Below are 24,864 nucleotides of genomic sequence, written 5' to 3'. Positions count from 1 at the left end.
CGTTTCTGCTCCGGTAGATAGCAGTCCGGCGCCCGAACGCGAGGGCTCTTCCCGAGATTGATATGAAAGCTGAACGACATGAATGATGTTCCGGCGCAGCCTCCGTATTTCGCCCATCACGTCTTCGTCTGCGGCAATCACCGCCCGGAGGGACATCCGCGCGGCTCCTGCGGCGGCAAGGGATCGGAGAAACTGCGCGACTACATGAAGGCCCGCGCGAAGGAACTCGGCCTGCAGGGCGTGCGCATCAACGCCGCCGGCTGTCTCGACCGCTGCGAGCACGGGCCGACCGTGGTGATCTACCCGGCAGGGCGCTGGTATCGCGTGCCGGACCGCGACGCGGTGGACCGCATCCTGACCGAGGATTTGCAGGGCGGCCGCCCGGTCGCCGAGCTGATGCTGCCGGGCGAGGTCGCGCCGGCGAAATGAGTCTCGCTCCGTCCGACGTGATCTTCGCGCCGGCGAGCGGCGTCGGCGGCGCCATTTCGCTCCTCCGCCTCAGCGGGGCGGGGGTGGCGCGGGTGATCGGGGCGCTGGCCGGCAGCCTGCCGGCGCCACGCCGCGCCAGCCTGCGCAGTTTTCGCGACGGGCGGCGCGGAATCATCGACCGCGGGCTGCTGCTGTGGTTTCCCGGCCCGGCCAGCGTGACCGGCGAGGATTATGCCGAGTTCCACCTGCATGGCGGCCGGGCGGTGCGCGCGGCGATCACCGCCGCCCTGCTCGATCTCGGCGCGCGGCCGGCGGAACCGGGCGAGTTCTCCCGCCGCGCCTTTCTCAACAGCCGGCTCGACCTGCTGGAGGCCGAGGGCATCGCCGACCTGATCGACGCCGAGACCGAGGCGCAACGGCAACTCGCGCTCGACCTCGCGGGCGGGGCGATGAGTCGGGCGGTCGCCGCCTGGCGGGAGGCGCTGATCGGGCTGATGGCGCAGCTCGCGGCGCTGATCGACTTCGCGGATGAAGACCTGCCGGCGGAGGTGGAAGCCGCGATGCTGGCTTCGATGGCGCGGCTGCGCGACGAAATCGTTGCCGCCATCGGCGCCGGGCTTGCGGCCGAGCGGCTGCGCGAGGGGGTGGAGATCGTCGTGCTCGGCGCGCCGAATGCCGGCAAGTCCACCCTGGTCAACGCGCTTGCCGGCGAGGAGGTTGCGATCGTCTCCGACATTCCGGGGACGACGCGCGATGCGATCGGCGTGCGGCTCGATTTGGGTGGGGTTCCGGTCCGGCTGGTGGACACGGCGGGGCTGCGGCGGTCGGATGATGCGATCGAGGCGGAGGGCGTGCGCCGGGCCGAGGCCCATGCGCGCCGGGCTGATCTTTTGATCCTTTGCGGTGCTGCGCCCGATTTCGTAGTTCCCGACGCGCCTGCGGATGTGCCCGCGCTGCGGATCGCCACCAAGGCGGATCTGGGCGGCGCGGTACCGGCGGCGATGCTGGCGGTGAGTGCCCGGACAGGCGCGGGGCTGGCGGATCTGCTGGCCGCGTTGCGCGCGCGGGTGGAGGCGCTGGTCGAGCGCGGCGCCGGGCCGGCGCTGCCGCGGCCCCGGCAGATCGCCTGCCTGCGCGACGTGGCGGCGGCGCTGGACCGGGCGCTTGCCATCGACGTGCCGGAATTGCGGGCCGAGGAGATGCAGGCGGCGGCGGTGGCGCTGGCCCGGCTGACCGGGACGATCGGCGTCGAGGACGTGCTCGACCAGGTATTTTCCAGCTTCTGCATCGGCAAATAGCCTTCCCCTCGGCAAATGGTGCTATAGGCCCGCGCATGACGAGCTTGCGCGAGATGTTCGATGTTGTGGTGATCGGCGGCGGCCATGCCGGCACCGAGGCGGCGGCGGCGGCGGCGCGGATGGGGGCGCGGACTGCGCTGCTGACCCACCGGCGGGACCGGATCGGCGAGATGTCGTGCAATCCGGCGATCGGGGGGATCGGCAAGGGGCATCTGGTGCGCGAGATCGATGCGCTGGATGGCGTCATGGGCCGGGCCGCGGATGCCGCCTGCATCCATTTCAAGATGCTCAACCGCAGCAAGGGGCCGGCCGTGTGGGGGCCGCGCGCGCAGGCCGATCGGGGGCTGTATCGCGCGGCGGTGCAGGCGCTGCTGGCCGCGCAGGATGGGTTGACGATCCTCGAAGGCGAGGCCGCCGATCTTGAGTTGACGGCGGATGGCGCGCTGGCCGCGGTGATTACCGGCGCGGGCGGGCGCATCGCCTGCCGGGCGGCGGTGCTGACCACGGGCACCTTCCTGCGCGGTGTGTTGCATTTCGGCGAGCGCACGGAGGAAGGCGGGCGGGTTGGCGATGCGGCGTCGAACGCGCTGTCGGCGCGGCTGCGCGGGCTGGGCCTGGCGCTCGGCCGGCTCAAGACCGGCACGCCGGCGCGGCTGGACCGGCGCTCGATCGACTGGGAGGCGCTGCCGGAGGACCGGGGCGAGGCGGAGCCCGCGCCGTTCAGCCTGCTGACCGGGCGGATCGCCAACCCGCAGATCTCCTGCCGGATCAGCGAGACGACGCCGGAGACCCATGCGATCATCAACGCCAACCTGCACCGCTCGGCGGTGTATGGCGGGCGGATCGACGGCGCGGGGCCGCGGTATTGTCCCTCGATCGAGGACAAGGTGGTGCGCTTCGCCGAGCGGCCGCGGCATCAGGTGTTTCTGGAGCCGGAGGGGCTGGAGGACGAAACGGTCTATCCGAACGGGATTTCGACCAGTCTGCCGGAAGAGGTGCAGGAAGCGTTCATCCGCACAATGCCGGGGCTTTCCCGCGCCGTGCTGCTGCGGCCGGGCTATGCGGTGGAATATGATTATGTCGACCCGCGCGAGCTCACCCATGCGCTGGCGCTGAAGAAGGTGCCGGGCCTGTTCCTGGCCGGGCAGATCAACGGCACCACCGGGTATGAGGAAGCCGGCGCGCAGGGGCTGCTGGCCGGGGTGAACGCGGCGCTGGTCGCGGCCGGACGGTCGATGGTCACGGTGCGCCGGCACGAGGGGTATATCGGCGTGCTGGTGGATGATCTGGTCACGCGGGGGGTCAGCGAGCCGTACCGGATGTTCACCTCGCGGGCGGAGCATCGGTTGAGCCTGCGGGCGGACAATGCCGATCTGCGGCTGACGCCACGCGGGCTGGACTGGGGATGTGTGGGCCCGGCGCGGCAGGCGGCGTTCGCGGCGCTGGCGGCAGCGGTTGCCACGGTCCGCGACGGTGGAGCCGGGAGCGAACAGGCGGCGGCGATCGTCGCGGCGGACCGGCTCTACGAGGGATATCTGACTCGGCAGGAAAGCGAGATCCGCGCGCGGGCCAAGGATGACGCCGTGCTGATTCCGCCGGATTTCGATTTTTCCGTGGTCGGCGGATTGTCGGCGGAGATCCGCGCCCGGCTCGAACGGGTCCGCCCGGAGACGCTGGGGGTCGCCGGGCGGCTTGAGGGCATGACGCCGGCGGCCCTGGGCGCGCTGTTCGCCGCCCTCCGCCGGCCGCGGCCGCTCGCGGCATGAGCGGCGGGGGCGGCGCGTCGGCGGGCGATGTTTCACGTGAAACACGGGAGCGGATCGAGGCGCTTGTTTCACGTGAAACATTGTCGCGGCTCGAAGCCTTCGCGGCGCTGATTCTTCGCTGGACCGCGCGAATCAATCTGGTCTCGCGCAAGGATGCCGCGCCTGCCGAAATCTGGAACCGACACATTCTCGATTCGCTCCAGATGCTGCCGCTCGTCCCGCAGGGTGCCTTCCGCGCCGCGGATCTCGGCTCAGGCGGCGGATTGCCCGGGCTGGTGCTGGCGATCGCCCGGCCGGAGATCGGTTTCACCCTGATCGAATCCGACCGGCGCAAGGCCGCATTCCTGCAAACCGCGATCGCCGAGCTGAAACTGAACGCCACCGTGCTGCCGGTGCGAATCGAGCAGGCCCGGCTCGAGCCCTCGCCGCTGGTGACGGCGCGTGCCCTGGCGGCTTTGCCCGTGCTGTTCGGCTATGCGGCGCCGCTGCTGGCCCCCGGCGGGGTTTGCCTGTTCCTCAAGGGGCGTGGCGCCGATGCCGAATTGACCGCGGCCGCCGAGGGCTGGCAGATGAGGGCGGAGCGGTTCCCCAGCCAGACGGATGCGGGTGCCGCGATTCTCCGGATCAGCGAGTTACGCCGTGCAGCCTAAGATCATCGCGATCGCCAACCAGAAAGGCGGGGTGGGCAAGACCACCACCGCGATCAATCTCGCGACGGCGCTGGCCGCGACGGGTGAGCGCGTGCTGCTGATCGATCTCGACCCGCAGGGCAATGCCAGCACCGGTTTCGGCATCGGCACCGACGAGCGCGGGATCGGCAGCTACGCGCTGATGACCGGCGAGGCGCCGGCGGCCAGCCTCGTGCTGCCGACCGAGGTGCCGGGCCTGCTGATCATTCCCGCGACCGAGGACCTGATCGGCGCCGATATCGAGTTCGCCGGCGCCGAGGGGCGGGAACATCTGGTGCAGCGCGCGCTGGACGAGCCAGGGTTGGCCGGGCAGTTCGGCTATGTGTTCATCGACTGTCCGCCCGGCCTCGGCCTGCTGACGCTGAATGCGCTGGTGGCCGCCTCCTCGGTGCTGATCCCGCTGCAATGCGAGTTCTTCGCGCTGGAGGGAATCAGCCAGCTGATGCGGACGATCGATCTGGTGCGCCACTCGCTCAATCCGGGCCTGGCGCTGGAGGGGGTGGTGCTGACCATGCTGGACCGACGCAACAATCTCGCCCAGGCCGTGTCGGACGACGTGCGCGCCTATTTCGGCGGCCGCGTGTTCGACACCGCGATCCCGCGCAATATCCGCATCACCGAATCGCCGAGCCATGGCAAGCCGGTGCTGCTCTACGATTTCCGCTCGGTCGGCGCGCAGGCCTATGTGGCGCTCGCGGCTGAATTCCTGCAGCGGCAGAAGCCGGTGGAGGCTGGCGTATGAGCGCGCGGGAGACGCCGCGCCGGCTCGGCAAGGGGCTGGCGGAGCTGCTCGGGCCGGGCACCGTCGCGGCGGCCGGGCAGGCGGCCATGGGCGAGGGCGTTCGGCATGTGCCGGTCGCGGCGCTGCATCCCGGGCCGTTCCAGCCGCGCCAGGCGATGGACGAAACGGCGCTCGAGGAACTGGCCGCCTCGCTCAAGGCGCAGGGTGTATTGCAGCCGCTGCTGGTGCGGGCGGTGCCCGACAAGGCCGGGCAGTATCAGATCATCGCCGGAGAGCGCCGATGGCGGGCGGCACAGCGGGCGGGGCTGCACGAGGTGCCGGTGCTGGTGCGCGCCCTCTCCGACAGCGACGCGATGGCCGCGGGGCTGGTGGAGAACCTGCAGCGCCAGGATCTCGACCCGATCGAGGAGGCGGAAGGGTATCGCCGCCTGGTCGAGGAGTTCGGCCTGATCCAGGAGGAACTGGCGCGCGTGGTGGCGAAATCGCGCCCGCATGTCGCCAACATGATGCGGCTGCTCAACCTGCCGACCTCGGTGCAGAAGGCGTTGCGCGGCGGCGACCTGAGCGCCGGCCACGCCCGCGCCCTGTTGCAGCACCCCGATCCCGAAGCGGCGGCGCGGGCGATCGTCGCGAAGCGGCTGACGGTGCGGCAGACCGAGGCAATGGTGCAGGCGGCGCTGGTGCCGAAGCCGGGCCGGTCCCGCCGCGAGGCGACAGAGAACAGCGTGACGCGCAGCCTCGAAACCGAGCTCACCGCGTTGCTCGGCCTTCGGGTCAAGGTGACATTCGATGGCAAGGGCGGGTCGGTGTCGCTCGCCTATCAGGATCTCGACCAGCTCGACGGCATCCTCGCCCTGCTGCGCGGCGGCCAGTAAGCCGCCGCGGCGGGCGGCATCAGCCCATGTCGAGAAAGCCCGCCATCTCGCGGATCGGCCGCGCGGCGGCGAGCGATTCGATGTCCGGCACCGGTCGGGAGAGTTCCGGTCCCATTGCCGCGCCCATCGCCTCGATCGCCTTCGCGGTCTCGATCACCGCGCGGTCGCCGTGGCGGCGCCCGATGATCTGCACGCCGAACGGCATGCCGTCGGCATCGGTGCCGAGCGGCATGCAGACCGACGGATGGCCGGCCAGGGTGACGGCGTAGGCCAGCGCCAGCCAGTGGTAATAGGATTTCGTCGCCACGCCGTCGATTTCGGCGGGGAACAGCTCGGTCCATGGTCGGGGCTGGATGGTCACCGCCGGTGTGATCAGCACGTCATGCGTCGCGAAGAAGCGCTGCCAGGCTCCGTAGAGCGTGGTCTGCGCGTGCAGGGCGCGGGCGACGTCGGCCGCGGTGTAGCGCAGCCCTTCCTCGACATTGGCGCGGACATTGGGGCCGAGCCGGTCGGGGTCGGTGTGGTAGGTGGCGCCGAAGGAGGCCAGGAAATTGACGGCGCGGAGGATGGCGAAGGTCTCGTCCGCGTGGCGGCAGTCGGGCGTTGCGTCCTCGGCGCTGGCGAAGAGCGGGGCAAGGCGCGCGGCGCGGTCGGCGAAGAGGGCGCGGGTCTGACGCGAGGTGGGCGCGAAGCCGAAATCCGGGGTGAAGGCGGCGCGCAGCGTGCCGAGATCGGCGGCGGCCCGGGAAGCTGCCTCGTCGGTCGAGAGCGGCGCCGAGAGCATGTCGCGCGGATCGTGGCTGGCGGTGGCGTCGAACATCAGGGCGAGGTCGGCGGCGGAGCGCGCCATCGGGCCGAGCACGCCGAGGCCGGAGGGGCCGAGCAGGCGCTTTTCCGAGGGGAACAGGCCGGGCGAGGGGCGCATGCCGACGATGCCGCAAAACGACGCCGGGTTGCGCAGGCTGCCGCCCATGTCCGAGCCGGTGGCGAGCGGGACCATGGCGGTGGCGAGGGCGACGGCGGAGCCGCCGGAGGAGCCGGCGGCGGATTTCGTGGGATCGAACGGGTTGCCGGTGGCGCCATAGACGAGGTTGCGGGTATTGCCGCCGGCGCCGAATTCCGGCGTGTTGGTCTTGCCGAGGACGATGCCGCCCGCCGCCCGGATGGTGGCGACGAGGTGCTGGTCGGCCTTCGGCACATTGTCGCGGAACATCAGGCTGCCATAGGTCGTGCGCAGCCCCTCGGTATCCTCCAGGTCCTTGATGCCGAGCGGCAGGCCATGCAGCCGGCCGAGGCGGTTGCCCGCCATCACCGCGTCCTCGGCGGCATGGGCAGCGGCGCGGGCGCGCTCGAAATCGCGCGCGACCATCGCATTGACGGCGTGATCGACGCGCTCGATGCGGGCGATGCAGCTTTCGGTGAGTTCGACGGGGGAGAGCTTCCGGCTGCCGATCAGGCGGCGCGCTTCGGTCGCTGGCAGGTCGCAGGGTTCGGTCATCGCGGGCGAACATCCTCTGGCTGGGGTCGGATGCGATAACGCCCCGGCGATGCCGCCTGGTCAAGCCGGTCTGCCGCCGCTTTCGTGCATCGGCCGGAACGGGTAATCTCCGCCGCGCCGGGCCTCGGACGCCGCGGCGGGGGAGAGACGGACGTGCGGGAAGCGAGCAAGTCGATCATGCGGCGCCTGACCGATTCGCGATTCGCCACGCGATATTTCGTGGGCGAGGGGATCGATATCGGCTCGGGCCCGGACCCGATTTCCTTCTATGCCGAGCTGTTCCCGCTCATGCGCGAGGTGCGGAGCTGGGATCTCGCGGACGGCGATGCCCAGTATCTCGAGGGTGTGCCGGACGCGAGCTTCGATTTCGTGCACTCCTCGCACTGCCTCGAACACATGCGCGACCCGCTGGTGGCGCTGCGCAACTGGCTGCGGGTGCTCAAGCCGGGCGGGCACATGGTGGTTCTGGTGCCTGATGAGGATCTGTACGAACAGGGCGTTTTCCCATCGACATTCAACGCCGATCACAAATGTACCTTCACGCTGTACAAGAAGACGACCTGGAGTCCCCGCTCGGTGAACGTGCTGGCCCTGATCGCGCAGCTCGACGGCGTGATGCCGTTGAAGGTCGAATTGCTGGATTCGACCTTTCTCTACCGCATGGAGCGCATGGACCAGACGATGCTGCCGGCGTCCGAATGCGCGATCGAGGTCGTGCTGCGCAAGGCCACCGCGGCGGAGGCTGCGCGCGGCGGGCGGCTGCCGGAGCCGCGGAACTGATATTGCCGCCGGCGGGCGGGTTTGCTCTTCTGGCGGGAACGCGACGGACGGACAAAGGAGCAGGACAATGGAAATCTGGCGAAGCGGCGCGCGGGACTCAACGCCTGGACCCCAGGCGTATTTTACCGGATCGGTGCGGATCGATCCGGTCAACACAGCGCCGGAGCCGGCGCGGGTCGCGGCGGCGCATGTCACCTTCGAGCCCGGGGCGCGGACGGCCTGGCACACGCATCCGCTCGGGCAGACGCTGATCGTCACGTCGGGGCTCGGCTGGGTGCAGCGCGAGGGCGGGCCGGTCGAGGAGATCCGGCCGGGTGACGTGGTGTGGTTCGCGCCGGGCGAGCGGCACTGGCATGGCGCCACGCCGACGACGGGAATGAGCCATTACGCGATCCAGGAGCGGCTCGATGGTTCGGCCGTCACCTGGCTCGAGCATGTGACGGACGACGAGTACCGCCGCTGACGTCCGAAATGCGTCTCCGCGGTTGCGGCCGCGGGAGATTGGAGAATATATATAAAAGGTAGAAACGTCGCCCTGACCCGTGTTGAGTGGCGCGGGCCGGCGGCGGCATGAGGCAAGACAGACGGGAATGCGCGCAGGCGCGATCAACGGCGGAGGAACGGAGCGGATATGCAGGTGATGATCATCGGGGCCGGGGGCATGCTCGGCCGCAAGCTGGCGGCGCGGATCGCGGCCGACGGGGCGCTGGAGGGCAAGCCGGTCGAGGCGCTGAGCCTGATCGACGTGGTCGCGCCGGAGGCGCCGGCGGGGTTTGCGGGAAAGGCGTCCTGCGAGGCGGCGGATCTTTCGGCGCCGGGCGTTGCCGCCGCACTGGTCGCCGCACGGCCGGAGGTGATCGTGCATCTCGCCGCCATCGTCTCGGGCGAGGCGGAGGCGGATTTCGACAAGGGATATCGCATCAATCTCGACGGCACCCGCCTGCTGTTCGAGGCGATCCGGGCGGAGGCGGCGAAGGCGCCCTACCGGCCGCGCGTGGTGTTCACCTCGTCGATCGCGGTGTTCGGCGCGCCCTTCCCGGAGGTGATCGACGACGAGTTCTTCTGCGCGCCGCTGACCAGCTATGGCGCGCAGAAGGCGATCGGCGAGCTGCTGCTCAACGACTACACGCGGCGCGGCTTCATGGACGGCATCGCGATCCGGCTGCCGACGATCTGCATCCGTCCCGGCAAGCCGAACGCGGCGGCCTCGGGCTTCTTCTCGAACATCCTGCGCGAGCCGCTGGTGGGGCAGGAGGCGGTGCTGCCGGTGGAGGAGAGCTTGCGGCACTGGCATGCGAGCCCGCGCGCGGCGGTGGGTTTCCTGGTCCGCGCGGCGTCGATGGATCTCGCCCCGCTCGGCAACCGGCGGACGCTGAACCTGCCCGGCCTGTCGGCCACGGTGGGCGAGCAGATCGAGGCGCTGCGGCGGGTGGCCGGCGAGCGGGCGGTGAAGCTGATCCGCCGCGTGCCTGACCCGACCATCGCGCGGATCGTCGCCGGCTGGCCGGAGAATTTCACCGCGACACGGGCGAAGACGCTCGGCTTCGCGGCGGAGACGACATTCGACGAGATCATCCGCGTGCATATCGAGGATGAGCTTGGCGGCAGTCTGCCGGGCTAGAGCATCATCCGATCGGATGGAGTCATCTGATCGGATGAAGATGCTCTAGGTATCAACGAGATAGAGCACGACATCCGATCGATCAGGATCGGAACGTGCTCTAACGCGCAACGGGACGGGAGCGGGATGATGAGCAGGATCGCGATGGTGACGGGGGCCGGCAGCGGCGTGGGGCGGGCGGCGACGCTCGCGCTGCTGGCCGATGGCTGGACGGTGGCGCTGGTCGGGCGGCGGCGCGAGGCGCTGGAGGAGACGATTGCCGAGGCGGGCGCGGGGGCCAAGGCCGAGGCGTTTCCGGCGGATATTACCGATCCTGACGCGGTGGAGGCGCTGTTCGCGGCGGTGCGCGCACGGTTCGGGCGGCTCGACCTGCTGTTCAACAACGCCGGCAACAACGTGCCGACCACCAATTTCGGCGACATGACCTGGGCGCAGTGGCGGCACGTCATCGCGGTCAATCTCGATGGCGCGTTTCTCTGCGCCAACGCCGCCTTCCGGATGATGCGCGACCAGGCGCCGCGCGGCGGGCGGATCATCAACAACGGCTCGATCTCGGCGCATGTGCCGCGGCCCGGCTCGGCGGCCTATACCGCCAGCAAGCACGCGATCACCGGGCTGACGCGCACCATCGCGCTGGACGGGCGGGCGCATGATATCGCCTGCGGTCAGATCGATATCGGCAACGCCGCCACCCCGATGACGCGGCGGATGACCACCGGCGTGCCACAGGCGGACGGCTCGATGAAGGCGGAGCCGACGATGGATGTCGAGTCGGTGGGGCGGACGCTGGTCTACATGGCCGGGCTGCCCGCGGATGCGAACGCGCTGTTCGTCACCGTGATGGCGACCAACATGCCCTTCGTCGGCCGCGGCTGATTTTTGCATCCCCCGCACCCGGCCCGGCGCGAGGCGGGTCGGGTGCGGGGGGTTCGGGAAACCGTCAGTTCAGGCGGTCGAGGATCGAGACGTAGTTGGCGACCCCGGCGCCGCCCATGTTGTAGATGCCGGCGAGGTCGGCGCGGGGGAGCTGCATGTCGCCGGCGGTGCCGGTGAGCTGCATCGCCGCCATCACATGCATCGAGACACCGGTGGCGCCGACCGGGTGGCCCTTGGATTTCAGCCCGCCGGAGCGGTTGACCGGCAGCCTTCCATCCGGCGCGGTGATGCCCTCCAGCACGGCGCGCGCCCCCTGGCCGCGCGGGACGAGGCCCATCGCCTCGTATTCGATCAGCTCGGCGATGGTGAAGCAGTCATGCGTCTCGACGAAGGACAGGTCGTCCAGCGTGAGGCCGGCGGCGGCGAGCGCCTGCGCCCAGGCGCGTTCGCCGGCTTCGAACCTTGTCGGGTCGCGGCGGGAGAGCGGTAGGAAATCATTCACATGGGCGGCGGCCCGGAAACGCACGGCCTGCGGCAAGGCGCGGGCGGTGTCCTCGTCGGTCAGAATGAGGGACGCGGCGCCGTCGCTGACCAGCGAGCAGTCGGTGCGCTTCAACGGGCCGGCGACGATAGGATTTTTTTCCGATTCACGGCGGCAGAACTCGAAGCCGAGATCGCGGCGCATCTGCGCGTAGGGATTGTCGACCCCGTTGCGGTGGTTCTTCGCGGCGATGGCGGCCAGCGCGTCGGACTGGTCGCCGAAGCGCTGGAAATAGCTCTCGGCGATGCGGCCGAACACACCGGCGAACCCGGCCTGGATGTCGCCCTCCTCGCGCCGGTAGCAGGCGCCGAGGAGGTTTTCGCCGACCTGCTCCTTGGGGCAGGCGGTCATCTTCTCACCGCCGAGAACCAGCGCGATGCGGCCGCGGCCGGCGGCGATGAAATCCCGCGCCGCATGGATGGCGGCGGAGCCGGAGGCGCAGGCGTTCTCGTAACGCGTCGCCGGCTTGAAGCGGAGTTCGGGGACGGCCTGCATCGGCAGCGAGGAGGGGAAATCCTGCCTGGTGAAGCCGTTGTTGAAATTGCCGACGAAGACGGCGTCGATCTCGTTCGGGTCGATCCCGGCATGGGCGATGGCGCCGGTGGCGGCCTCGGCCAGGAGATCCTCGAGATCGGGGCTGTCGGATTTGCCGAAACGCGTGTGCGCCCAGCCGGCGATGGCGGTGCTGGTCATGGTGGTCTCCTCGCGGTGCCGCGCAAGCGCGCGGCGTTTTCACGAATATGGGACGCGCCTGCCGCCGAGGGCAAGATGGCGGATCAGAGCTCCGCCACCTCGGCGACGCCGCGGATCATTTTCATCGCCTGGGCGAGGCGGGGCGAGACGTTGAAGCCGCCGGGCAGCGCGATGTCGAGCCGGGCACCGGTGTCGATCCGCGGGGCGAGCAGCACGCGGCCCTTGCCGCGGCCCTCGCGCTCCAGCAGCGCGCGGATCGAGCCGAGCGCCTCGCGCCCCTCGACGGTGATGCGCAGCCCCGCGCCGGCATTGGCCGCCGCCTTGTCGAGCGGTTCGACATCGACCGCGGTGACGCGCAGGCTTTCGCCATCGAGCCGCAGATCGGCGGTGACGAGCAGCATCGCGCCCTCGGCGAGCAGCTCGCGCGCGGTGGCAAGGAGTTCGGAGAACAGCGTGACCTCGAAGCCGCCGGCCTGGTCGGACAGCATGACCCAGGCCATGCGGCTGCCGGTGCGGGTGGTGCGCTCCTTGCGGCCGACCACGGCGCCGGCGAGCTTGACCCGGCCGATGCCGGCCTTCGCCCGTGCCTCGATCAGGTTCGAGGGAACGACGCCGAGGCGGCGCAGCACGGTGTCGTAGGCATCGAGCGGGTGGGCGGTAAGGTGATAGCCCACCGCCTCGGCCTCGAAGCTCAGCCGCTCGAAGGCCGGCCAGTCCGGCACGTCGGGCAGGGGCAGGGGTTCGGGGGCGGCGGCGTCGCCGAACAGGTTGATCTGGCCGGAGGCGCGGGACTCGGCCTCGGCCTGGGCGCGGCGGACCAGCAGCTCGGCGCCGGCGGCGACGCGGGCGCGGTTGGGGTCGATCCGGTCGAAGGCGCCGGCGCGGGCGAGCTGCTCGATCTGCGCCTTGTTGAGCGCACGGGGATCGACGCGGGCGGCGAAATCGGCGAGGTCGGCGAAGGGGCGGTTGGCGCGGGCGCGCACCACGTCCTGCATCGCGCCGGCGCCGACGCGCTTGATCGCGGCGAGGGCGTAGCGGATGGCGAGCGTGCCGTCCGCCTGGCGTTCGACGGTGAAATCGGCCGCAGAGGCGTTGATGTCAGGCGGCAGGACGGGAATGCCGATCCGCACCGCGTCCTGTTTGAGGGCGGCGAGTTTCTCGTGGTTGGCTTGCGAGAGGCTCATCGACGCGGCGATGAAGGCGGCGGGGTGGTTCGCGCGCAGCCAGGCGGTCTGGTAGGAGACCAGCGCGTAGGCGGCGGCGTGGGATTTGTTGAAGCCGTAATCGGCGAATTTCGCCATCAGGTCGAACACCTCGACGGCCTTGGCCTCGGCGGTGCCGCGCGCGACCGCGCCCTCGACGAAGATTTTCCGCTGCGCCTCCATCTCGGCGCGGATCTTCTTGCCCATGGCGCGGCGCAGCAGGTCGGCGGCGCCGAGGCTGTAGCCCGCCATTTTCTGGGCGATCTGCATGACCTGCTCCTGGTAGACCATGATGCCGTAGGTCTCGGAGAGGATCTCGTGGATCGACGGGTCGGGGCTTTCCCAGGATTCGCCGTGCTTGCGGGCGCAATAGGCGGGGATGTTGGCCATCGGGCCCGGGCGGTTGAGGGCGACGGCGGCGATCAGGTCCTCGAACCGGTCGGGGCGCATCTGGCGCAGCACGTCGCGGAAGCCCTGGGTTTCGAACTGGAACACCCCGCCGGCCTCGGCGCGGGAGAGCATTTCGTAGGTTTTCGCATCGTCGAGCGGGATCTTCGCGATGTCGACCGGGGTACCGAGGCCGTCGAGGAAGTTCAGCGCGCGGCTGATGATGGTCAGCGTGGTCAGGCCGAGGAAGTCGAACTTCACGAGGCCGGCCTGTTCGACATGCTTCATCGAATACTGGGTGATGAGCATGTCCGAGCGCGGGTCCTTGTAGAGCGGGACAAGCTCGTCCAGCGGGCGGTCGCCGATGACGACGCCGGCGGCATGGGTGGAGGCGTGGCGGTAGAGGCCCTCGACCTGCATCGCGATCTCGATCAGGCGCTTCACCGATTCATCGGAGTCCCGCATCTCGCGCAGGCGGGGCTCGGCATCCACGGCCTCGGCCAGCGGGATCGGCTTGGCCGGGTTGTTGGGCACGATCTCGGCGACCTTGTTGACCTGGCCATAGGGCAGGCCGAGCACGCGGCCGACGTCGCGCACCGCGGCGCGGGCCTGGAGCTTGCCGAAGGTGATGATCTGGGCGACGCGGTCTGCACCGTATTCGCGGCGGACATAGGCGATCACCTCGTCGCGCCGCTCCTGGCAGAAATCGATGTCGAAATCCGGCATCGAGACGCGCTCGGGGTTGAGGAAGCGCTCGAACAGCAGGTTGAAGGGGATCGGGTCGATATCGGTGATCAGCAGCGCCCAGGCGGCGAGCGAGCCGGCGCCGGAGCCGCGGCCGGGGCCAACCGGGATGCCCTGGGATTTCGCCCACTGGATGAAGTCGGCCACGATCAGGAAGTAGCCGGGGAAGCCCATCTGCTCGATGATGCCGAGTTCGAGGGCGAGGCGCTCGCGGTATTTCGCCGCCGTCGCCGCATCGGCGTTCATCGCGGCGAGGCGGAGCGCGAGGCCTTCCTCGGCCATGGCGCGGAGGGTTTCCGCCTCGGTCGCGCCGTCGCGCACCTTGGGGCAGATCGGCAGCAGCGGCTTGCGGGTGGGGGCGGCGATCGCGCAGCGCCGGGCGATGGCCAGCGTGTTGTCGCAGGCATCGGGCAGGTCGGCGAAGCGGCGGCGCATCTCCGCCGCCGGCTTGAACCAGTGATGCGGTGTTACGCGGCGGCGCTCGGCCTCGGAGAGAACCCGGCCTTCGGCGATGCAGAGCAGCGCGTCATGCGCCTCGTGCATCGTCTCGGTGGCGAAGAAGCATTCGTTGGTGGCGACGAGCGGCAGGCCGGCTTCGTCCGCCAGCGTGATCAGCCCTGGCTCGACCGCGCGCTCAGTTGGCAGGTCGTGACGTTCCAGCTCGACAGCGAGACGGTCGGGGAAGGTTTCGGCGAGGGCGGCGAGCAGGCGCGCGGCCTCGGGGCGCTGGCCGTCGCCGAGCAGGCGGCCGACCGGGCCGAAGCGGCCGCCGGTGAGGAGGAACAGGCCCTCGTGATGGTCGCGCAGCGTATCGAGGCTGATTTGCGGGCGGAGGCCGGGTTCGGTGTCGAGAAAGCTGCGGGAGGAGAGTTTCGAGAGATTGGCGAAGCCGGTGGCGTCCTTCGCGAGCAGCACCAGCGGGTCGGGCGGCAGCCGCGGCAGGTCGGTTCGGGCAAGGCCGATCTGGCAGCCGACGATGGGCTGCACGCCCTTGCCCATGCAGGCCTGGGAGAACTCGATCGAGCCGAACAGGTTCGAGGTGTCGGTGATGGCGACGGCGGGCATCGCGTTGTCGCGCGCGAGGGTGGCGATCTTGTCCGGCTTGATGGCGCCTTCGGAGAGGGAATAGGCGGAGTGGACGCGGAGATGGACGAAATCGGCGTGCGGCATGAGGCCGCTCTAGCACGAACCGGCCGGGCCGGTCAGCCGGCCAGGTCGAGTTCGCTGCAGACGCGGTTGCGGCCGAGTTCCTTGGCCCGGTAGAGTGCCGCATCCGCGCGGCTGACCCAGCTCGCGAGGTTTTCGCCGCCGATGAACTGGGCGACGCCGGCGGACAGGGTAACCTGGGTCAGCTGCTGGCCTGAGGAACGCTTGACCAGTTTGCGATCGGCCATCGACTGGCAGATCTGCCGTGCCACGGAAATGGCCGATCTGAGATCTGCTCCGGCGAGCAGCACCGCGAATTCCTCGCCGCCATAGCGGGCGACGGTGTCGCGGCCCTTGACGCTGTCGGACAGCAGGCGCGCGACGAGGCGGAGGATCAGGTCACCGGTCTGGTGGCCATGGACGTCGTTGAACCATTTGAAGTTGTCGATATCGAACAGGACGAGGCAGGCGACGAGCGGGGCCGCGCCGCGCGTCTGGGTGATGAACCGCCGTGCCTTGGTGTCGAAGGCGCGGCGGTTGGTGATGGCCGTCAGGGAATCGGTGGTGGCTTCCGCCCGGGCGACGCTGAGGGACTGCCTTAGCCGGTTGATCCGCTGGACCGAGTTCGCGAGTTTTTCCTCGAGCGCACGGTTGCGCGCGGCGGCGCGGGTGGTTTCCGCCGTCAGCGCCGCGACCGCGGCAACGAGACTCGCGATGGTCGGCTCATGGTCGAGGCGTTTCGCCCAGCCGGCGAGCGTGTCGCCATAGTCCCTGAGCGCGGACTGATTGCCGGTGATATGGCCGACAAGCGTGTCCGCGGCTTCCTGCAGACCCAGCACGTTGCTCGCGAGGTCCTCGCTGACGGACGAGTCATTGAAGAAGCGCGCGTGCAGCGACTCGATCGCGTCCGGCGTGAGGTTCGCAAGATTCGGGTGGTGCTGGTCGATAAAGTCGCAAAGGGTCGGGTTGTCGCCCCTGCGATAGGCGAAACAGATCTCATAGGCGTGCGGCGTCGGCACGATGCCATGCAGCGCCATCTCGGCCCAGACGGCCTGCGCGACGCCGATGATCGCGACATTGCTGTCGTCGTCGGGCGCGTTGTCAGAAAGAGGAGACCGGTTGATCACCTGTTGCATGAGTCATTGCTATCATCCACAGGTAAAGCCCCGGTTAAATCCGGCGATGACAACAAGTCATTCTTGGCTGTTATACAATAATAAGAAAATAGTCGCATATTGAGACGCGCCGTTTCCGTCCCGCGCATGGAACGGAAACGGTCACGGTTCAGCGGGACAGGCCGTCGAGTTGGCCTTCGAGGGCGGCGGCGAGGATGCGGCGCAGGGCGGCGGTGTCGGCCGGGCGGGGATTGTCCGGCGTGTTCGGATCGCGGAAGGCTTCCTCGGAAAGCTGGTCGAGCATCGGCGCGGTGACGCCCAGCGCCTCCACCGTGTGCGGGATGCCAAGCGCCTTCCGCAGGTCGATCACCCAGTCGCGGAAGCCCTCGAACCCGCCCCCGATGCCGAGGCAGCGCGCGACCTGCACGATTTTCGGCTCGATCGCCGGGCGGTTGAATTCCAGCACGTAGGGCATCAGCACGGCGTTGGTCAGGCCGTGATGGGCGTGGCAGTGCGCGCCGATCGGGTGGCTGAGCGAATGGATCGCGCCGAGGCCCTTCTGGAAGGCGGTCGCGCCCATCGAGGCGGCGGCGAGCATGGTGCCGCGGGCGGCGAGGTTGCGGCCATCGGTCGTCGCGGTGACGAGGCTGCCATGGATCAGCCGCATCCCCTCGACCGCGACGCCGTCCGCCATCGGGTGCCAGGCGTCGATGCAATAGGCTTCGAGATTGTGGGCGAGCGCGTCCATCCCGGTCCAGGCGGTGAGGGTCGCGGGCAGGCCGATGGTGAGTTCGGGATCGAGCACGACGAGGCGCGGCAGCATCTGCGGGTGCAGCAGGATCACCTTGCGGGCGGCCTCCTCGTCGGTGATGACCGAGGCGCGGCCGACTTCCGAGCCGGTGCCGGCGGTGGTCGGCACCGCGAGAATGGGCACCATTGGCCGGTCGAGCGCGGGGGCGGCGAGGGTGATCTCGAAATCCCAGAGCGGCCGGTCGGTCGCGGCGGCGAGGGCGATGGTCTTGCCGCAATCGAGCGCGCTGCCGCCGCCGATCGCGACGACGAGGTCCGCCTCGTGCGCGCGGAAGGCGGCAACGCCGGCGGCGACGTCGCTCGCCAGCGGGTCGGGGTGGGTGCCGGTGAAGCGCGCGGTGGCGATGCCGGCGGCGGCGAAGCCGGCCTCCAGCGGCGCGAAGAAGGGCAGTTTCGCCACCTGCGCGTCGGAGACGAGCAGCGCGCGGCGGGCGCCGAGATCGCGCGCGCGGGCGGCGAGTTCGCCGATGCGGCCCGGCCCGGCAAGCACCTCGGTGGGGAAGCGCCAGGTTCCCTGCAGAATGGTCATCGCGGGTTACATCCTTTCAAAGCAGCGTATGCGTTCCCAGTCGGTCACCGCGGCGGCGAAGGTCTCGACCTCGACCTCGGCCATCCTTGCGTAATGCGCCACCACCTGCTCGCCGAACGCCTCGCGCGCGAAGGCGCTGTGGCGCCAGAGGGCGAGGGCGTCGGAAAGCGTGCGGGGCACGCGCGGCAGGTCGCCGTGATAGGCGTTGCCGGTGAAGGCTGGTTGCGCCGGCAGGCGGCGTTCCATGCCGTCGAGCCCGGCGGCGATCATGCCGGCGAGCGCGAGATAGGGGTTCACGTCGCCGCCCGGCAGCCGGTTCTCGACGCGCAGCGACCGCCCGTGGCCGAGCACGCGGAAGGCGCAGGTGCGGTTGTCATGCCCCCAGACCAGGCCGGTCGGCGCGAAGCTGCCCACGGCGTAGCGCTTGTAGGAGTTGATGTTGGGCGCGAACAGGACGGAAAGCTCGGCGGCGTGGGCGGCGAGGCCGGCGAGGAAATGGCCGAATTCCGGCGCGTGGCCCCCGCCTGCGGCGAAGACCGGACGGTTCGCTTCATCGCGCAGGCTGAGATGGATGTGGCAGGAATTACCCTCGCGCTCGTTGAACTTCGCCATGTAGGTGATGGCGTGGTCCTGCGACTGGGCGATCTCCTTCGCGGCTTCCTTGTAGATCACGTGGCCATCGGCGCATTCCAGTGCCGTGGCGTAGGCGAAGTTGATCTCGTGCTGGCCGAGATTGCACTCGCCCTTGGAATTCTCGACGCGGATTCCCGACGCCTCCAGCGCGTTGCGGATGGCGCGGATGACCTTCTCCACCTTGGCGGTGCCGAGGATCGAATAGTCGACGTTGTAGAGATTGGCGGGATCGAGGTCGCGATAGCCGCGCCGCATGCACTCTTCATAGGTGTTGCGGAAGAGCATGAATTCGAGCTCGGTCGCGGCGAGGGCGGTGAGGCCGGCGGCGGCGAGGCGGTCGAGCTGGCGGCGCAGGATGCTGCGCGGGGCGACCGGCGCCGGGGTGCCGTCATGCAGCGCGATGTCGCAGAGCACGATCGCGGCTCCTTCCTGCCAGGCGGCGCGGCGCAGGGTGGAGAGATCGGGGCGGAAGACGAAATCGCCATAGCCGCGGTCCCATGAGGCGAAATCGTAGCCGGAGACCGGCGTCATCTCGACATCGACGGCGAGCAGGTAGTTGCAGCCCTCGGAGGCGTCGGCCAGGACGTTGTCGAGGAAGAAGCGGGGCATCACCCGCTTGCCCTGCAGCCGTCCCTGCATGTCCGGCGCCGCCATCACGATCGTGTCGATCGCCCCGGCATCGACCGCCGCGCGCAACTCGTCGAGCGTCATGCCGCCGGACGCGGTGATGTTTTGTGCAGAAAGATCGTTGTTCATGATCGCACCTCCCGGCGGAACATCGCATGGCCGCAGTGTGACGATCTTGACATTCGGCGACAAGCGGGCGCCGCGCGCGGGATTGTGTTCTAATGTCAAAGCCGGCCGGGGTGGAATTTGCCACAGTCGGCACGCTGCCGAATTTCGTTGCGCAACCGCCGCGCCGCCCGGCATTCTGGTGCGGCATCGTCGGATTTGAAGGGGATCATGGGTCTGCCTGCCGCCGCGTCCGGATCGACATCCTGCCATGTGCTCGCCGCCGCGGCGTCGGGCGTGACGGCGTTCATCCGCGGAGCCGGGGCGGATCCGGACCTCGTGCTCGGCGAGGCGGGGTTCGATCCGCGCGACCTCGAGGACCCGCGCGCGACCGTGCCGCTCGCCCGCTATGTCGCGATGATGGAACGGGCGGCGGCGCGCAGCGGGGATTCGCATTTCGGCCTGCGCTTCGGCCAGCAGTTCCAGCCGGAGGCGCTCGGGCTGATCGGCGAGCTCGCGCTGGCGGCGCCGGATGTCGGCACCGGGCTTGCCGCCTTCGCCCGGCATTTCATCCAGCACCAGCAGAATACCGAAACCCGCCTCGCGCGGGAGGGCCGCTCGCTGCGGCTGGAATACCGGATCGTCGATCCGCGGATCTGGTCGCGCCGGCAGGATGCCGAGCTGACGATGGGGATGTTCGCCAACCTGCTGCGGCGCGCGCTCGGCGGCGCGCTGGAGATCGAGGAGGTGTGGTTCGAGCATCCGGCGCCGGAACAGGCGCAGGCGCATGCGGCGGCGTTCGGCGCGCCGGTGTTCTTCGCCGCGCCGGCGAACGCGATCAGCTTTCGCGCGGCGGGGCTGGAGCGGCCGATGCCGGCGCGCGACCCGGCGCGCTTCGCCGCACTGGCCGAGGAGCTGCGCCGGATCGGCGGCGGCGGCGGGCCGCGCGACCTGCTCGGCGCGGTGACCAGCGAGATCCGCCGGAAGCTGCCAGAGGGGCCGGCCGGGATCGACCGCGTGGCCGCGAGCCTCGGCCTGCCGCGCTGGACGCTGCAGCGCCGCCTCGCCGAGCACGGGCTCACCTATTCGGACTGCATCGACCAGGTGCGGGCGCGGCTCGCGCTGATGTATCTCGCCGAGCCGCATCTCTCGATCGCCACGATCGCCGAACTGCTCGGCTATTCCGAGGTGAGCGCCTTTTCGCGGGCCTGCCGCCGGCTGCACGGCGCCTCGCCCGAGGCGGTGCGGCGCAAGCTCGGCGCCCGCGCGGCGCCCGACAGCACGACCGGGCGGGAAAGCCCGGCGCACACGGCCTGACGGTCAACATGGGAGACGGAGATGTCGAACGACCAAGATGAGGCGCGGATCCTCGCGGAGGATACCGCAACGCTGCACAAGATGGGCTATGCGCAGGAACTCTCCAGGCGCATGCACGGGTTTTCCAACTTCGCCATCGCCTTTTCGATCATCTGCATCCTTGCGGGCGGAATCACCTCGTTCCAGGCGGCGTTCTCCGCCGCCGGGCCGGGGGGCGTGTTCGTCGGCTGGATCGTGGGGTCGATCTTCTCGATGGTGATCGCGCTGTCGATGGCGCAGATCGCCTCCGCCTATCCGACGGCCGGCGCGCTCTATCACTGGTCCTCGATCCTCGGCGGGCGCGGCTGGGGCTGGGCGACCGCCTTCGTCAACCTGCTCGGGCTGATCTTCGTCGTCGCTTCGGTGAATGTCGGCGCCTACGATCTGTTCACCAGCCTGATCCTCGGCAACATGTTCCATATCGACACGTCGCACTGGGGGTTCTGGCAGCAGACCATCGCGGTCATCCTGATCACCGCGAGCCAGGGCGCGTTCAACCACATGGGCATCCGCACCACCACGCGGCTGACCGATTTCTCCGGCTACCTGATCTTCTTCATCGCCATCGTGCTGACCATCGCGATGCTGGTGGGCGCGCAGCATTACGATTTTTCGCGGCTGTTCACCTTCATCAACTATTCCGGCAAGGCCGGCGGCGGGGTGGTGCCGCATAGCGGCAACCTGTTCTACCTCTTCATGCTCGGCCTGCTGCTACCGCTCTATACCATTACCGGGTTCGACGGCGCGGCCCACACCTCGGAAGAGACGGTGAACGCAAGGCGCACCGTGCCGCGCGGGATCATCAATTCGGTGTTCTGGTCGTTCGCGTTCGGCCTGGTGATGGAGGCCTCGATCCTGCTGGCGATGCCGGATCTCGGCAAGGCGGCGGCGCAGGGCGGCAACGTGTTCTTCAACCTGCTCGCCGGGCTGCCGGTGATCCTGCCGGTGAAATACCTGCTCTATGTCGGCATCGTCGTCGCCAACTATCTCTGCGCGCTGGCGGGGGTGACCTCGACCTCGCGGATGATCTTCGCCTTCGCCCGCGATGGCGGGCTGCCGGGCCACGCGATCTGGCGGCGGGTGAGCCCGACGCACCGCACGCCGGTCGGCGCGATCTGGCTGACGGCGGTGCTCTCCGTCGCGGCCACGCTGTATTCGCCGGCCTTCGCGGCGCTGGCGGCGGGCTGCGCGATGTTCCTCTACATCTCCTACGCCATGCCGGTCGCGGCCGGGCTGCTGGCGGAGGGCAAGACCTGGACCGAGTTCGGCCCGTTCCGCCTCGGCGCGCTCTCGAAGCCGCTTGCGGTCATCTCGATCATCGGCGTGTTCGTGCTGATCTATATCGGCATCCAGCCGCCCAACAATATCCTGATCACCTACGGTCTCGGCCTGATCGTGCTGATGCTGGTGCTCTGGTTCGGCGTGGCGCGGGTGCGCTTCCCCGGCCCGCCGATCAGCCGCGAGGCGATCGCCAGCCGGGCGGCGGAAATCGCGGCCGAGGAACGCGCGGTCCATGAAGGGACGGGAGGCTGAGATGGTTGCATCCCTGCCCACGCAACTGCTGATCGGCGGCGCGTTCGAGGCGGGCGCGGGCGCGCCGGTGCCGGTGGTCAATCCCCGGACCGGCGCCGTCATCGCCGAGATCGCCGAGGCGGATGCCGGCCAGGTGGCCCGCGCGGTGGAAGCCGCCGGGCGCGCCTTTCCGGCCTATGCGGCGCTGCCGCCGGCCGAGCGCGCGGCGATGCTGCTGCGCTTCGCCGATGCGATCGAGGCCGAGGCGGAGGACTTCGCCGCGCTGGAGGCGCTGAACTGCGGCAAGCCGCGCCCGGCCGTGCTGCGCGACGAGATGCCCGCCATCGTCGACTGTTTCCGCTTCTTCGCCGGCGCCGCCCGCTGCCTGTCGGGCAGTGCGGCGGGCGAGTATCTCGCCGGACATACCTCGATGATCCGGCGCGATCCGGTCGGCCCGGTCGCGCAGATCGCCCCGTGGAACTATCCGCTGATGATGGCGGCGTGGAAGATCGCCCCGGCACTCGCCGCCGGCAACACGGTCGTGCTCAAGCCCTCGGAACTGACGCCGCTGACCGCGCTGAAGCTCGCCCGGATCGCCGCCGGCATCCTGCCCGAGGGCGTGCTCAACGTGATTTCGGGCCGCGGGCCGAGCACCGGCCAGGCGCTGATCGACGCGCCGGGGATTGCGATGATCTCGCTGACCGGCTCGATCGGCACCGGCGAGCGGGTGATCCAGGCGGCCTCGGCCTCGATCAAGCGCACCCATCTCGAACTCGGCGGCAAGGCGCCGGTGATCGTCTTCGACGACGCCGATATCGACGCCGCCGTCGCCGCGGTGCGGGACTTCGGATACTACAATTCCGGGCAGGACTGCACGGCGGCCTGCCGGGTCTATGCCGGTGCGAAGGTCTATGACCGGTTCGTGGCCGACCTCGCTTCGGCGGTGACGCAGCTCCGCTACGACCGGGCGGATGATTCGGAGAACGATATCGGCCCGGTGATCTCGGCGCGCCAGCGCGAGCGGGTGGGCGGCTTCGTCGCCCGCGCGGCGGCGCTGCCGCATGTCGAGGTCGTCGCCGGCGGGCGCGATGCGGCGGGGAGCGGCTTCTACTACGAACCCACCGTGGTCGCCGGTGCCGCGCAGGACGACGAGATCGTGCGCCGCGAGGTGTTCGGCCCCGTCGTGTCAGTGACGCGCTTCACCGATCCGGAGCAGGCGATCGTCTGGGCGAACGATTCCGATTACGGCCTCGCCTCGTCGGTCTGGACCCGCGATGTCGGGCGGGCGATGCGCCTGGCCGCCGGGCTGCGCTATGGCGCGACCTGGGTGAACTGCCATTTCATGCTCGCCAACGAAATGCCGCATGGTGGGCTGAAGCGGTCGGGCTACGGCAAGGACCTCTCGGCCTATGCGCTGGAGGACTATACCGTGGTCCGCCATGTCATGGTCCGGCTGGACTGATCCCGCCCGCGCCGGACGATGCGTCAGGGTGCTTTTTTCAGGTGGAAGGATTTCGGCCGGGTCAGATGCTCGAAGCCGATCCGCGACAGGGTGCAGCCGCGGCCGGAATCCTTCACCCCGACCCAGGCCAGCGCCGGGTCGAGATAGTCGCAGCGGTTCATGAACACGGTGCCGGTCTCGATCGCGCCGCCGATGCGCGTCGCGGCCTCGATGTCGCGGGTCCAGACCGAGGCGGTGAGGCCATAGGGGCTGTCGTTCATCAGGCCGATCGCCTCCTCGTCCGAGCCGACCTTCATGATGCCGACGACCGGGCCGAAGCTCTCGCTGCGCATCACGTCCATCCGGTGATCGACATTCACCAGCACCTGCGGCGCGAGATAGGGCGTGCCGGGCCGGCTTTCGGGGAACCGCGCCTCGTCGATCAGCGCGGTGGCGCCGGCGGCGAGGGCTTCGGCGATCTGCCCGCGCACGAAATCGGCCCCGGCGGCGTTGACCATCGGGCCGAGCGTGGTTGCGGGGTCGAGCGAATGGCCGAGGCGATAGGCGTTGGTGGTCTCGACGAAGCGGGCGATGAAGTCGTCATACACCGCGGCGTCGACATAGATGCGCTCGATCCCGCAGCAGGACTGGCCGGAATTGAAGAAGGCGCCGTCGACCAGGTTGTCGGCGGCGTGGACGATGTCGGCATCGCGGCGGACATAGGCGGGGTCCTTGCCGCCGAGTTCGAGGCCGATGCCGGCGAAGCGGTCGGCGGCGGCGCGGACGACGCGATGGCCTGTCGCCACCGAGCCGGTGAAGGCGATGAAATCGACGCGCGGATCGCGGATCACCGCCTCGGCGTCGGCATTGGCGAGGTGGAGCACCTGGAAGACGTGCTCGGGCAGGCCGGCGGCGGCGAAGGACGCGGCGAAACGCTCGGCGCAGAGCAGCGTCTGCGAGGCCTGTTTCAGCACCACGGCGTTGCCGGCGAGCAGCGCGGGGACGACGCTGTTGACGGTGATCAGATAGGGATAGTTCCAGGCGCCGATGACGAAGACGACGCCGAGCGGCTCGCGGGTGATGAACCGCTCGAAGCCGGCGACCGGCGCGGGCCGGACCGGCGCGAGCGACTCCGCGGCAAGCGAGATCATCATCCGCGCGCGTTCGGCGACACCGCGGATTTCTCCCGGTGTCTGGCTTACCGGCCGTCCCATCTGCGCGCTGATCTCGGCGGCGATCGCAGCACCATTGGCGGTGAAATGCGCGACGAAGCGCTCGCAGATCGCCATGCGCTCGGCGAGGCCGACGCGCCGCCAGGCCTTCTGCGCGGCGGCGGCCCGCTCCAGCGCCTGCTCGATCTCCGCCGGCCCGGCAAGGGCGCGGGCGGCGACCTCGGTGCCGTCGGCGGGGGAGAGGATGCGGTGAATCCGGGGATGCTCGGCCACGGCG

The 24,864-nt window shown here is 69.7% G+C and carries 20 protein-coding genes; 13 read left to right on the top strand and 7 right to left on the bottom strand.

Features of this window, described 5'->3' with window-relative positions; translation table 11 throughout:
- The first annotated feature begins 78 nt into the window (after positions 1–78).
- From ACRY_RS14540 to ACRY_RS14515, 6 genes are read left to right on the top strand one after another with little or no spacing between them, the layout of a single operon-like run.
- Positions 79–429 (top strand): (2Fe-2S) ferredoxin domain-containing protein, encoded by a 351-nt coding sequence (locus tag ACRY_RS14540; RefSeq protein ID WP_007424351.1) that lies wholly within the window; start codon positions 79–81, stop codon positions 427–429.
- On the top strand, positions 426–1,727 hold the full coding sequence (gene mnmE / locus ACRY_RS14535) for a tRNA uridine-5-carboxymethylaminomethyl(34) synthesis GTPase MnmE (protein WP_012040034.1): 1,302 nt from the start codon (positions 426–428) through the stop codon (positions 1,725–1,727). The genes ACRY_RS14540 and mnmE overlap by 4 nt, the downstream gene beginning before the upstream one ends.
- Positions 1,728–1,762: 35 nt before the next feature.
- Positions 1,763–3,493: a tRNA uridine-5-carboxymethylaminomethyl(34) synthesis enzyme MnmG gene (gene mnmG / locus ACRY_RS14530; RefSeq protein WP_012040033.1), complete on the top strand. Its 1,731-nt coding sequence runs from the start codon at positions 1,763–1,765 to the stop codon at positions 3,491–3,493.
- A complete protein-coding gene (rsmG, locus tag ACRY_RS14525; protein WP_012040032.1) occupies positions 3,490–4,143 on the top strand; it encodes a 16S rRNA (guanine(527)-N(7))-methyltransferase RsmG in 654 nt (217 codons plus the stop codon). Before mnmG ends, rsmG begins: the two co-directional genes overlap by 4 nt.
- On the top strand, positions 4,133–4,924 hold the full coding sequence (locus ACRY_RS14520; protein WP_012040031.1) for a ParA family protein: 792 nt from the start codon (positions 4,133–4,135) through the stop codon (positions 4,922–4,924). Before rsmG ends, ACRY_RS14520 begins: the two co-directional genes overlap by 11 nt.
- The gene (locus tag ACRY_RS14515; RefSeq protein ID WP_007424357.1) at positions 4,921–5,799 is read left to right on the top strand and encodes a ParB/RepB/Spo0J family partition protein; all 879 of its coding nucleotides are present in this window, start codon (positions 4,921–4,923) and stop codon (positions 5,797–5,799) included. Before ACRY_RS14520 ends, ACRY_RS14515 begins: the two co-directional genes overlap by 4 nt.
- 19 nt (positions 5,800–5,818) lie before the next feature.
- On the opposite strand, the gene ACRY_RS14510 is transcribed toward ACRY_RS14515, so the two are convergent.
- A complete protein-coding gene (locus ACRY_RS14510) occupies positions 5,819–7,297 on the bottom strand; it encodes an amidase (protein WP_012040030.1) in 1,479 nt (492 codons plus the stop codon).
- Between the two features lie 153 nt (positions 7,298–7,450).
- On the opposite strand from ACRY_RS14510, the gene ACRY_RS14505 reads away from it, so the two are divergent.
- The 4 genes from ACRY_RS14505 to ACRY_RS14490 all read left to right on the top strand — a co-directional run bounded on the left by ACRY_RS14505 (position 7,451) and on the right by ACRY_RS14490 (position 10,574).
- Positions 7,451–8,077, top strand: a complete 627-nt coding sequence (locus ACRY_RS14505) for a methyltransferase domain-containing protein (protein ID WP_007424359.1) — start codon at positions 7,451–7,453, stop codon at positions 8,075–8,077.
- Positions 8,078–8,144: 67 nt separating this feature from the next.
- Positions 8,145–8,540 carry a cupin domain-containing protein gene (locus ACRY_RS14500; protein ID WP_012040029.1) on the top strand — a complete coding sequence of 132 codons (396 nt, stop codon included), beginning with the start codon at positions 8,145–8,147 and terminating at the stop codon, positions 8,538–8,540.
- Between the two features lie 177 nt (positions 8,541–8,717).
- The gene (gene denD, locus ACRY_RS14495) at positions 8,718–9,698 is read left to right on the top strand and encodes a D-erythronate dehydrogenase (protein WP_231295422.1); all 981 of its coding nucleotides are present in this window, start codon (positions 8,718–8,720) and stop codon (positions 9,696–9,698) included.
- A gap of 126 nt (positions 9,699–9,824) precedes the next feature.
- Entirely contained in the window at positions 9,825–10,574 is a 750-nt protein-coding gene (locus tag ACRY_RS14490; RefSeq protein ID WP_012040027.1) for an SDR family oxidoreductase, read from the top strand.
- Between the two features lie 64 nt (positions 10,575–10,638).
- Here the strand turns inward: ACRY_RS14490 and ACRY_RS14485 are convergent, their stop codons facing one another.
- From ACRY_RS14485 to ACRY_RS14465, 5 genes are all read right to left on the bottom strand, one after another.
- Entirely contained in the window at positions 10,639–11,808 is a 1,170-nt protein-coding gene (locus ACRY_RS14485; protein ID WP_007424363.1) for an acetyl-CoA acetyltransferase, read from the bottom strand.
- Between the two features lie 83 nt (positions 11,809–11,891).
- A complete protein-coding gene (dnaE, locus tag ACRY_RS14480) occupies positions 11,892–15,311 on the bottom strand; it encodes a DNA polymerase III subunit alpha (RefSeq protein ID WP_007424364.1) in 3,420 nt (1,139 codons plus the stop codon).
- A 32-nt stretch (positions 15,312–15,343) separates the two neighbouring features.
- Positions 15,344–16,423 carry a GGDEF domain-containing protein gene (locus tag ACRY_RS14475; protein WP_007424365.1) on the bottom strand — a complete coding sequence of 360 codons (1,080 nt, stop codon included), beginning with the start codon at positions 16,421–16,423 and terminating at the stop codon, positions 15,344–15,346.
- Between the two features lie 148 nt (positions 16,424–16,571).
- Positions 16,572–17,741: an iron-containing alcohol dehydrogenase gene (locus ACRY_RS14470; RefSeq protein ID WP_012040026.1), complete on the bottom strand. Its 1,170-nt coding sequence runs from the start codon at positions 17,739–17,741 to the stop codon at positions 16,572–16,574.
- 6 nt (positions 17,742–17,747) lie between these two features.
- The gene (locus ACRY_RS14465; RefSeq protein ID WP_196796269.1) at positions 17,748–19,130 is read right to left on the bottom strand and encodes a glutamine synthetase family protein; all 1,383 of its coding nucleotides are present in this window, start codon (positions 19,128–19,130) and stop codon (positions 17,748–17,750) included.
- A gap of 207 nt (positions 19,131–19,337) precedes the next feature.
- Here ACRY_RS14465 and ACRY_RS14455 point away from each other — a divergent pair, with 207 nt between their 5' ends.
- Genes ACRY_RS14455 through ACRY_RS14445 form a run of 3 tightly spaced genes read left to right on the top strand, consistent with a single transcriptional unit; the run spans position 19,338 to position 23,436 of the window.
- Positions 19,338–20,423 carry an AraC family transcriptional regulator gene (locus ACRY_RS14455; RefSeq protein WP_050751123.1) on the top strand — a complete coding sequence of 362 codons (1,086 nt, stop codon included), beginning with the start codon at positions 19,338–19,340 and terminating at the stop codon, positions 20,421–20,423.
- 21 nt (positions 20,424–20,444) lie between these two features.
- Positions 20,445–21,995: an amino acid permease gene (locus ACRY_RS14450; RefSeq protein WP_012040023.1), complete on the top strand. Its 1,551-nt coding sequence runs from the start codon at positions 20,445–20,447 to the stop codon at positions 21,993–21,995.
- Positions 21,976–23,436 carry a gamma-aminobutyraldehyde dehydrogenase gene (locus ACRY_RS14445; protein WP_012040022.1) on the top strand — a complete coding sequence of 487 codons (1,461 nt, stop codon included), beginning with the start codon at positions 21,976–21,978 and terminating at the stop codon, positions 23,434–23,436. Before ACRY_RS14450 ends, ACRY_RS14445 begins: the two co-directional genes overlap by 20 nt.
- A 23-nt stretch (positions 23,437–23,459) precedes the next feature.
- Here the strand turns inward: ACRY_RS14445 and ACRY_RS14440 are convergent, their stop codons facing one another.
- Positions 23,460–24,860 (bottom strand): aldehyde dehydrogenase family protein, encoded by a 1,401-nt coding sequence (locus tag ACRY_RS14440; RefSeq protein WP_043509220.1) that lies wholly within the window; start codon positions 24,858–24,860, stop codon positions 23,460–23,462.
- Between the last annotated feature and the right edge of the window lie 4 nt (positions 24,861–24,864).

The organism is Acidiphilium cryptum JF-5 (assembly GCF_000016725.1).
GTDB classification, from domain to species: Bacteria; Pseudomonadota; Alphaproteobacteria; order Acetobacterales; family Acetobacteraceae; genus Acidiphilium; species Acidiphilium multivorum.
The sequence above is the reverse complement of the archived record's forward strand: the minus strand, read 5'-3'. Positions and strand labels throughout refer to the sequence as shown.

Coding starts and splice junctions, on each gene's coding strand:
- ACRY_RS14540 (WP_007424351.1), top strand. CDS start 79: ATGAATGATGTTCCGGCGCAGCCTCCGTATTTCGCCCATCACGTCTTC.
- mnmE (WP_012040034.1), top strand. CDS start 426: ATGAGTCTCGCTCCGTCCGACGTGATCTTCGCGCCGGCGAGCGGCGTC.
- mnmG (WP_012040033.1), top strand. CDS start 1,763: ATGACGAGCTTGCGCGAGATGTTCGATGTTGTGGTGATCGGCGGCGGC.
- rsmG (WP_012040032.1), top strand. CDS start 3,490: ATGAGCGGCGGGGGCGGCGCGTCGGCGGGCGATGTTTCACGTGAAACA.
- ACRY_RS14515 (WP_007424357.1), top strand. CDS start 4,921: ATGAGCGCGCGGGAGACGCCGCGCCGGCTCGGCAAGGGGCTGGCGGAG.
- ACRY_RS14510 (WP_012040030.1), bottom strand. CDS start 7,297: ATGACCGAACCCTGCGACCTGCCAGCGACCGAAGCGCGCCGCCTGATC.
- ACRY_RS14500 (WP_012040029.1), top strand. CDS start 8,145: ATGGAAATCTGGCGAAGCGGCGCGCGGGACTCAACGCCTGGACCCCAG.
- denD (WP_231295422.1), top strand. CDS start 8,718: ATGATCATCGGGGCCGGGGGCATGCTCGGCCGCAAGCTGGCGGCGCGG.
- ACRY_RS14490 (WP_012040027.1), top strand. CDS start 9,825: ATGATGAGCAGGATCGCGATGGTGACGGGGGCCGGCAGCGGCGTGGGG.
- ACRY_RS14485 (WP_007424363.1), bottom strand. CDS start 11,808: ATGACCAGCACCGCCATCGCCGGCTGGGCGCACACGCGTTTCGGCAAA.
- dnaE (WP_007424364.1), bottom strand. CDS start 15,311: ATGCCGCACGCCGATTTCGTCCATCTCCGCGTCCACTCCGCCTATTCC.
- ACRY_RS14475 (WP_007424365.1), bottom strand. CDS start 16,423: ATGCAACAGGTGATCAACCGGTCTCCTCTTTCTGACAACGCGCCCGAC.
- ACRY_RS14470 (WP_012040026.1), bottom strand. CDS start 17,741: ATGACCATTCTGCAGGGAACCTGGCGCTTCCCCACCGAGGTGCTTGCC.
- ACRY_RS14465 (WP_196796269.1), bottom strand. CDS start 19,130: ATGAACAACGATCTTTCTGCACAAAACATCACCGCGTCCGGCGGCATG.
- ACRY_RS14455 (WP_050751123.1), top strand. CDS start 19,338: ATGGGTCTGCCTGCCGCCGCGTCCGGATCGACATCCTGCCATGTGCTC.
- ACRY_RS14450 (WP_012040023.1), top strand. CDS start 20,445: ATGTCGAACGACCAAGATGAGGCGCGGATCCTCGCGGAGGATACCGCA.
- ACRY_RS14445 (WP_012040022.1), top strand. CDS start 21,976: ATGAAGGGACGGGAGGCTGAGATGGTTGCATCCCTGCCCACGCAACTG.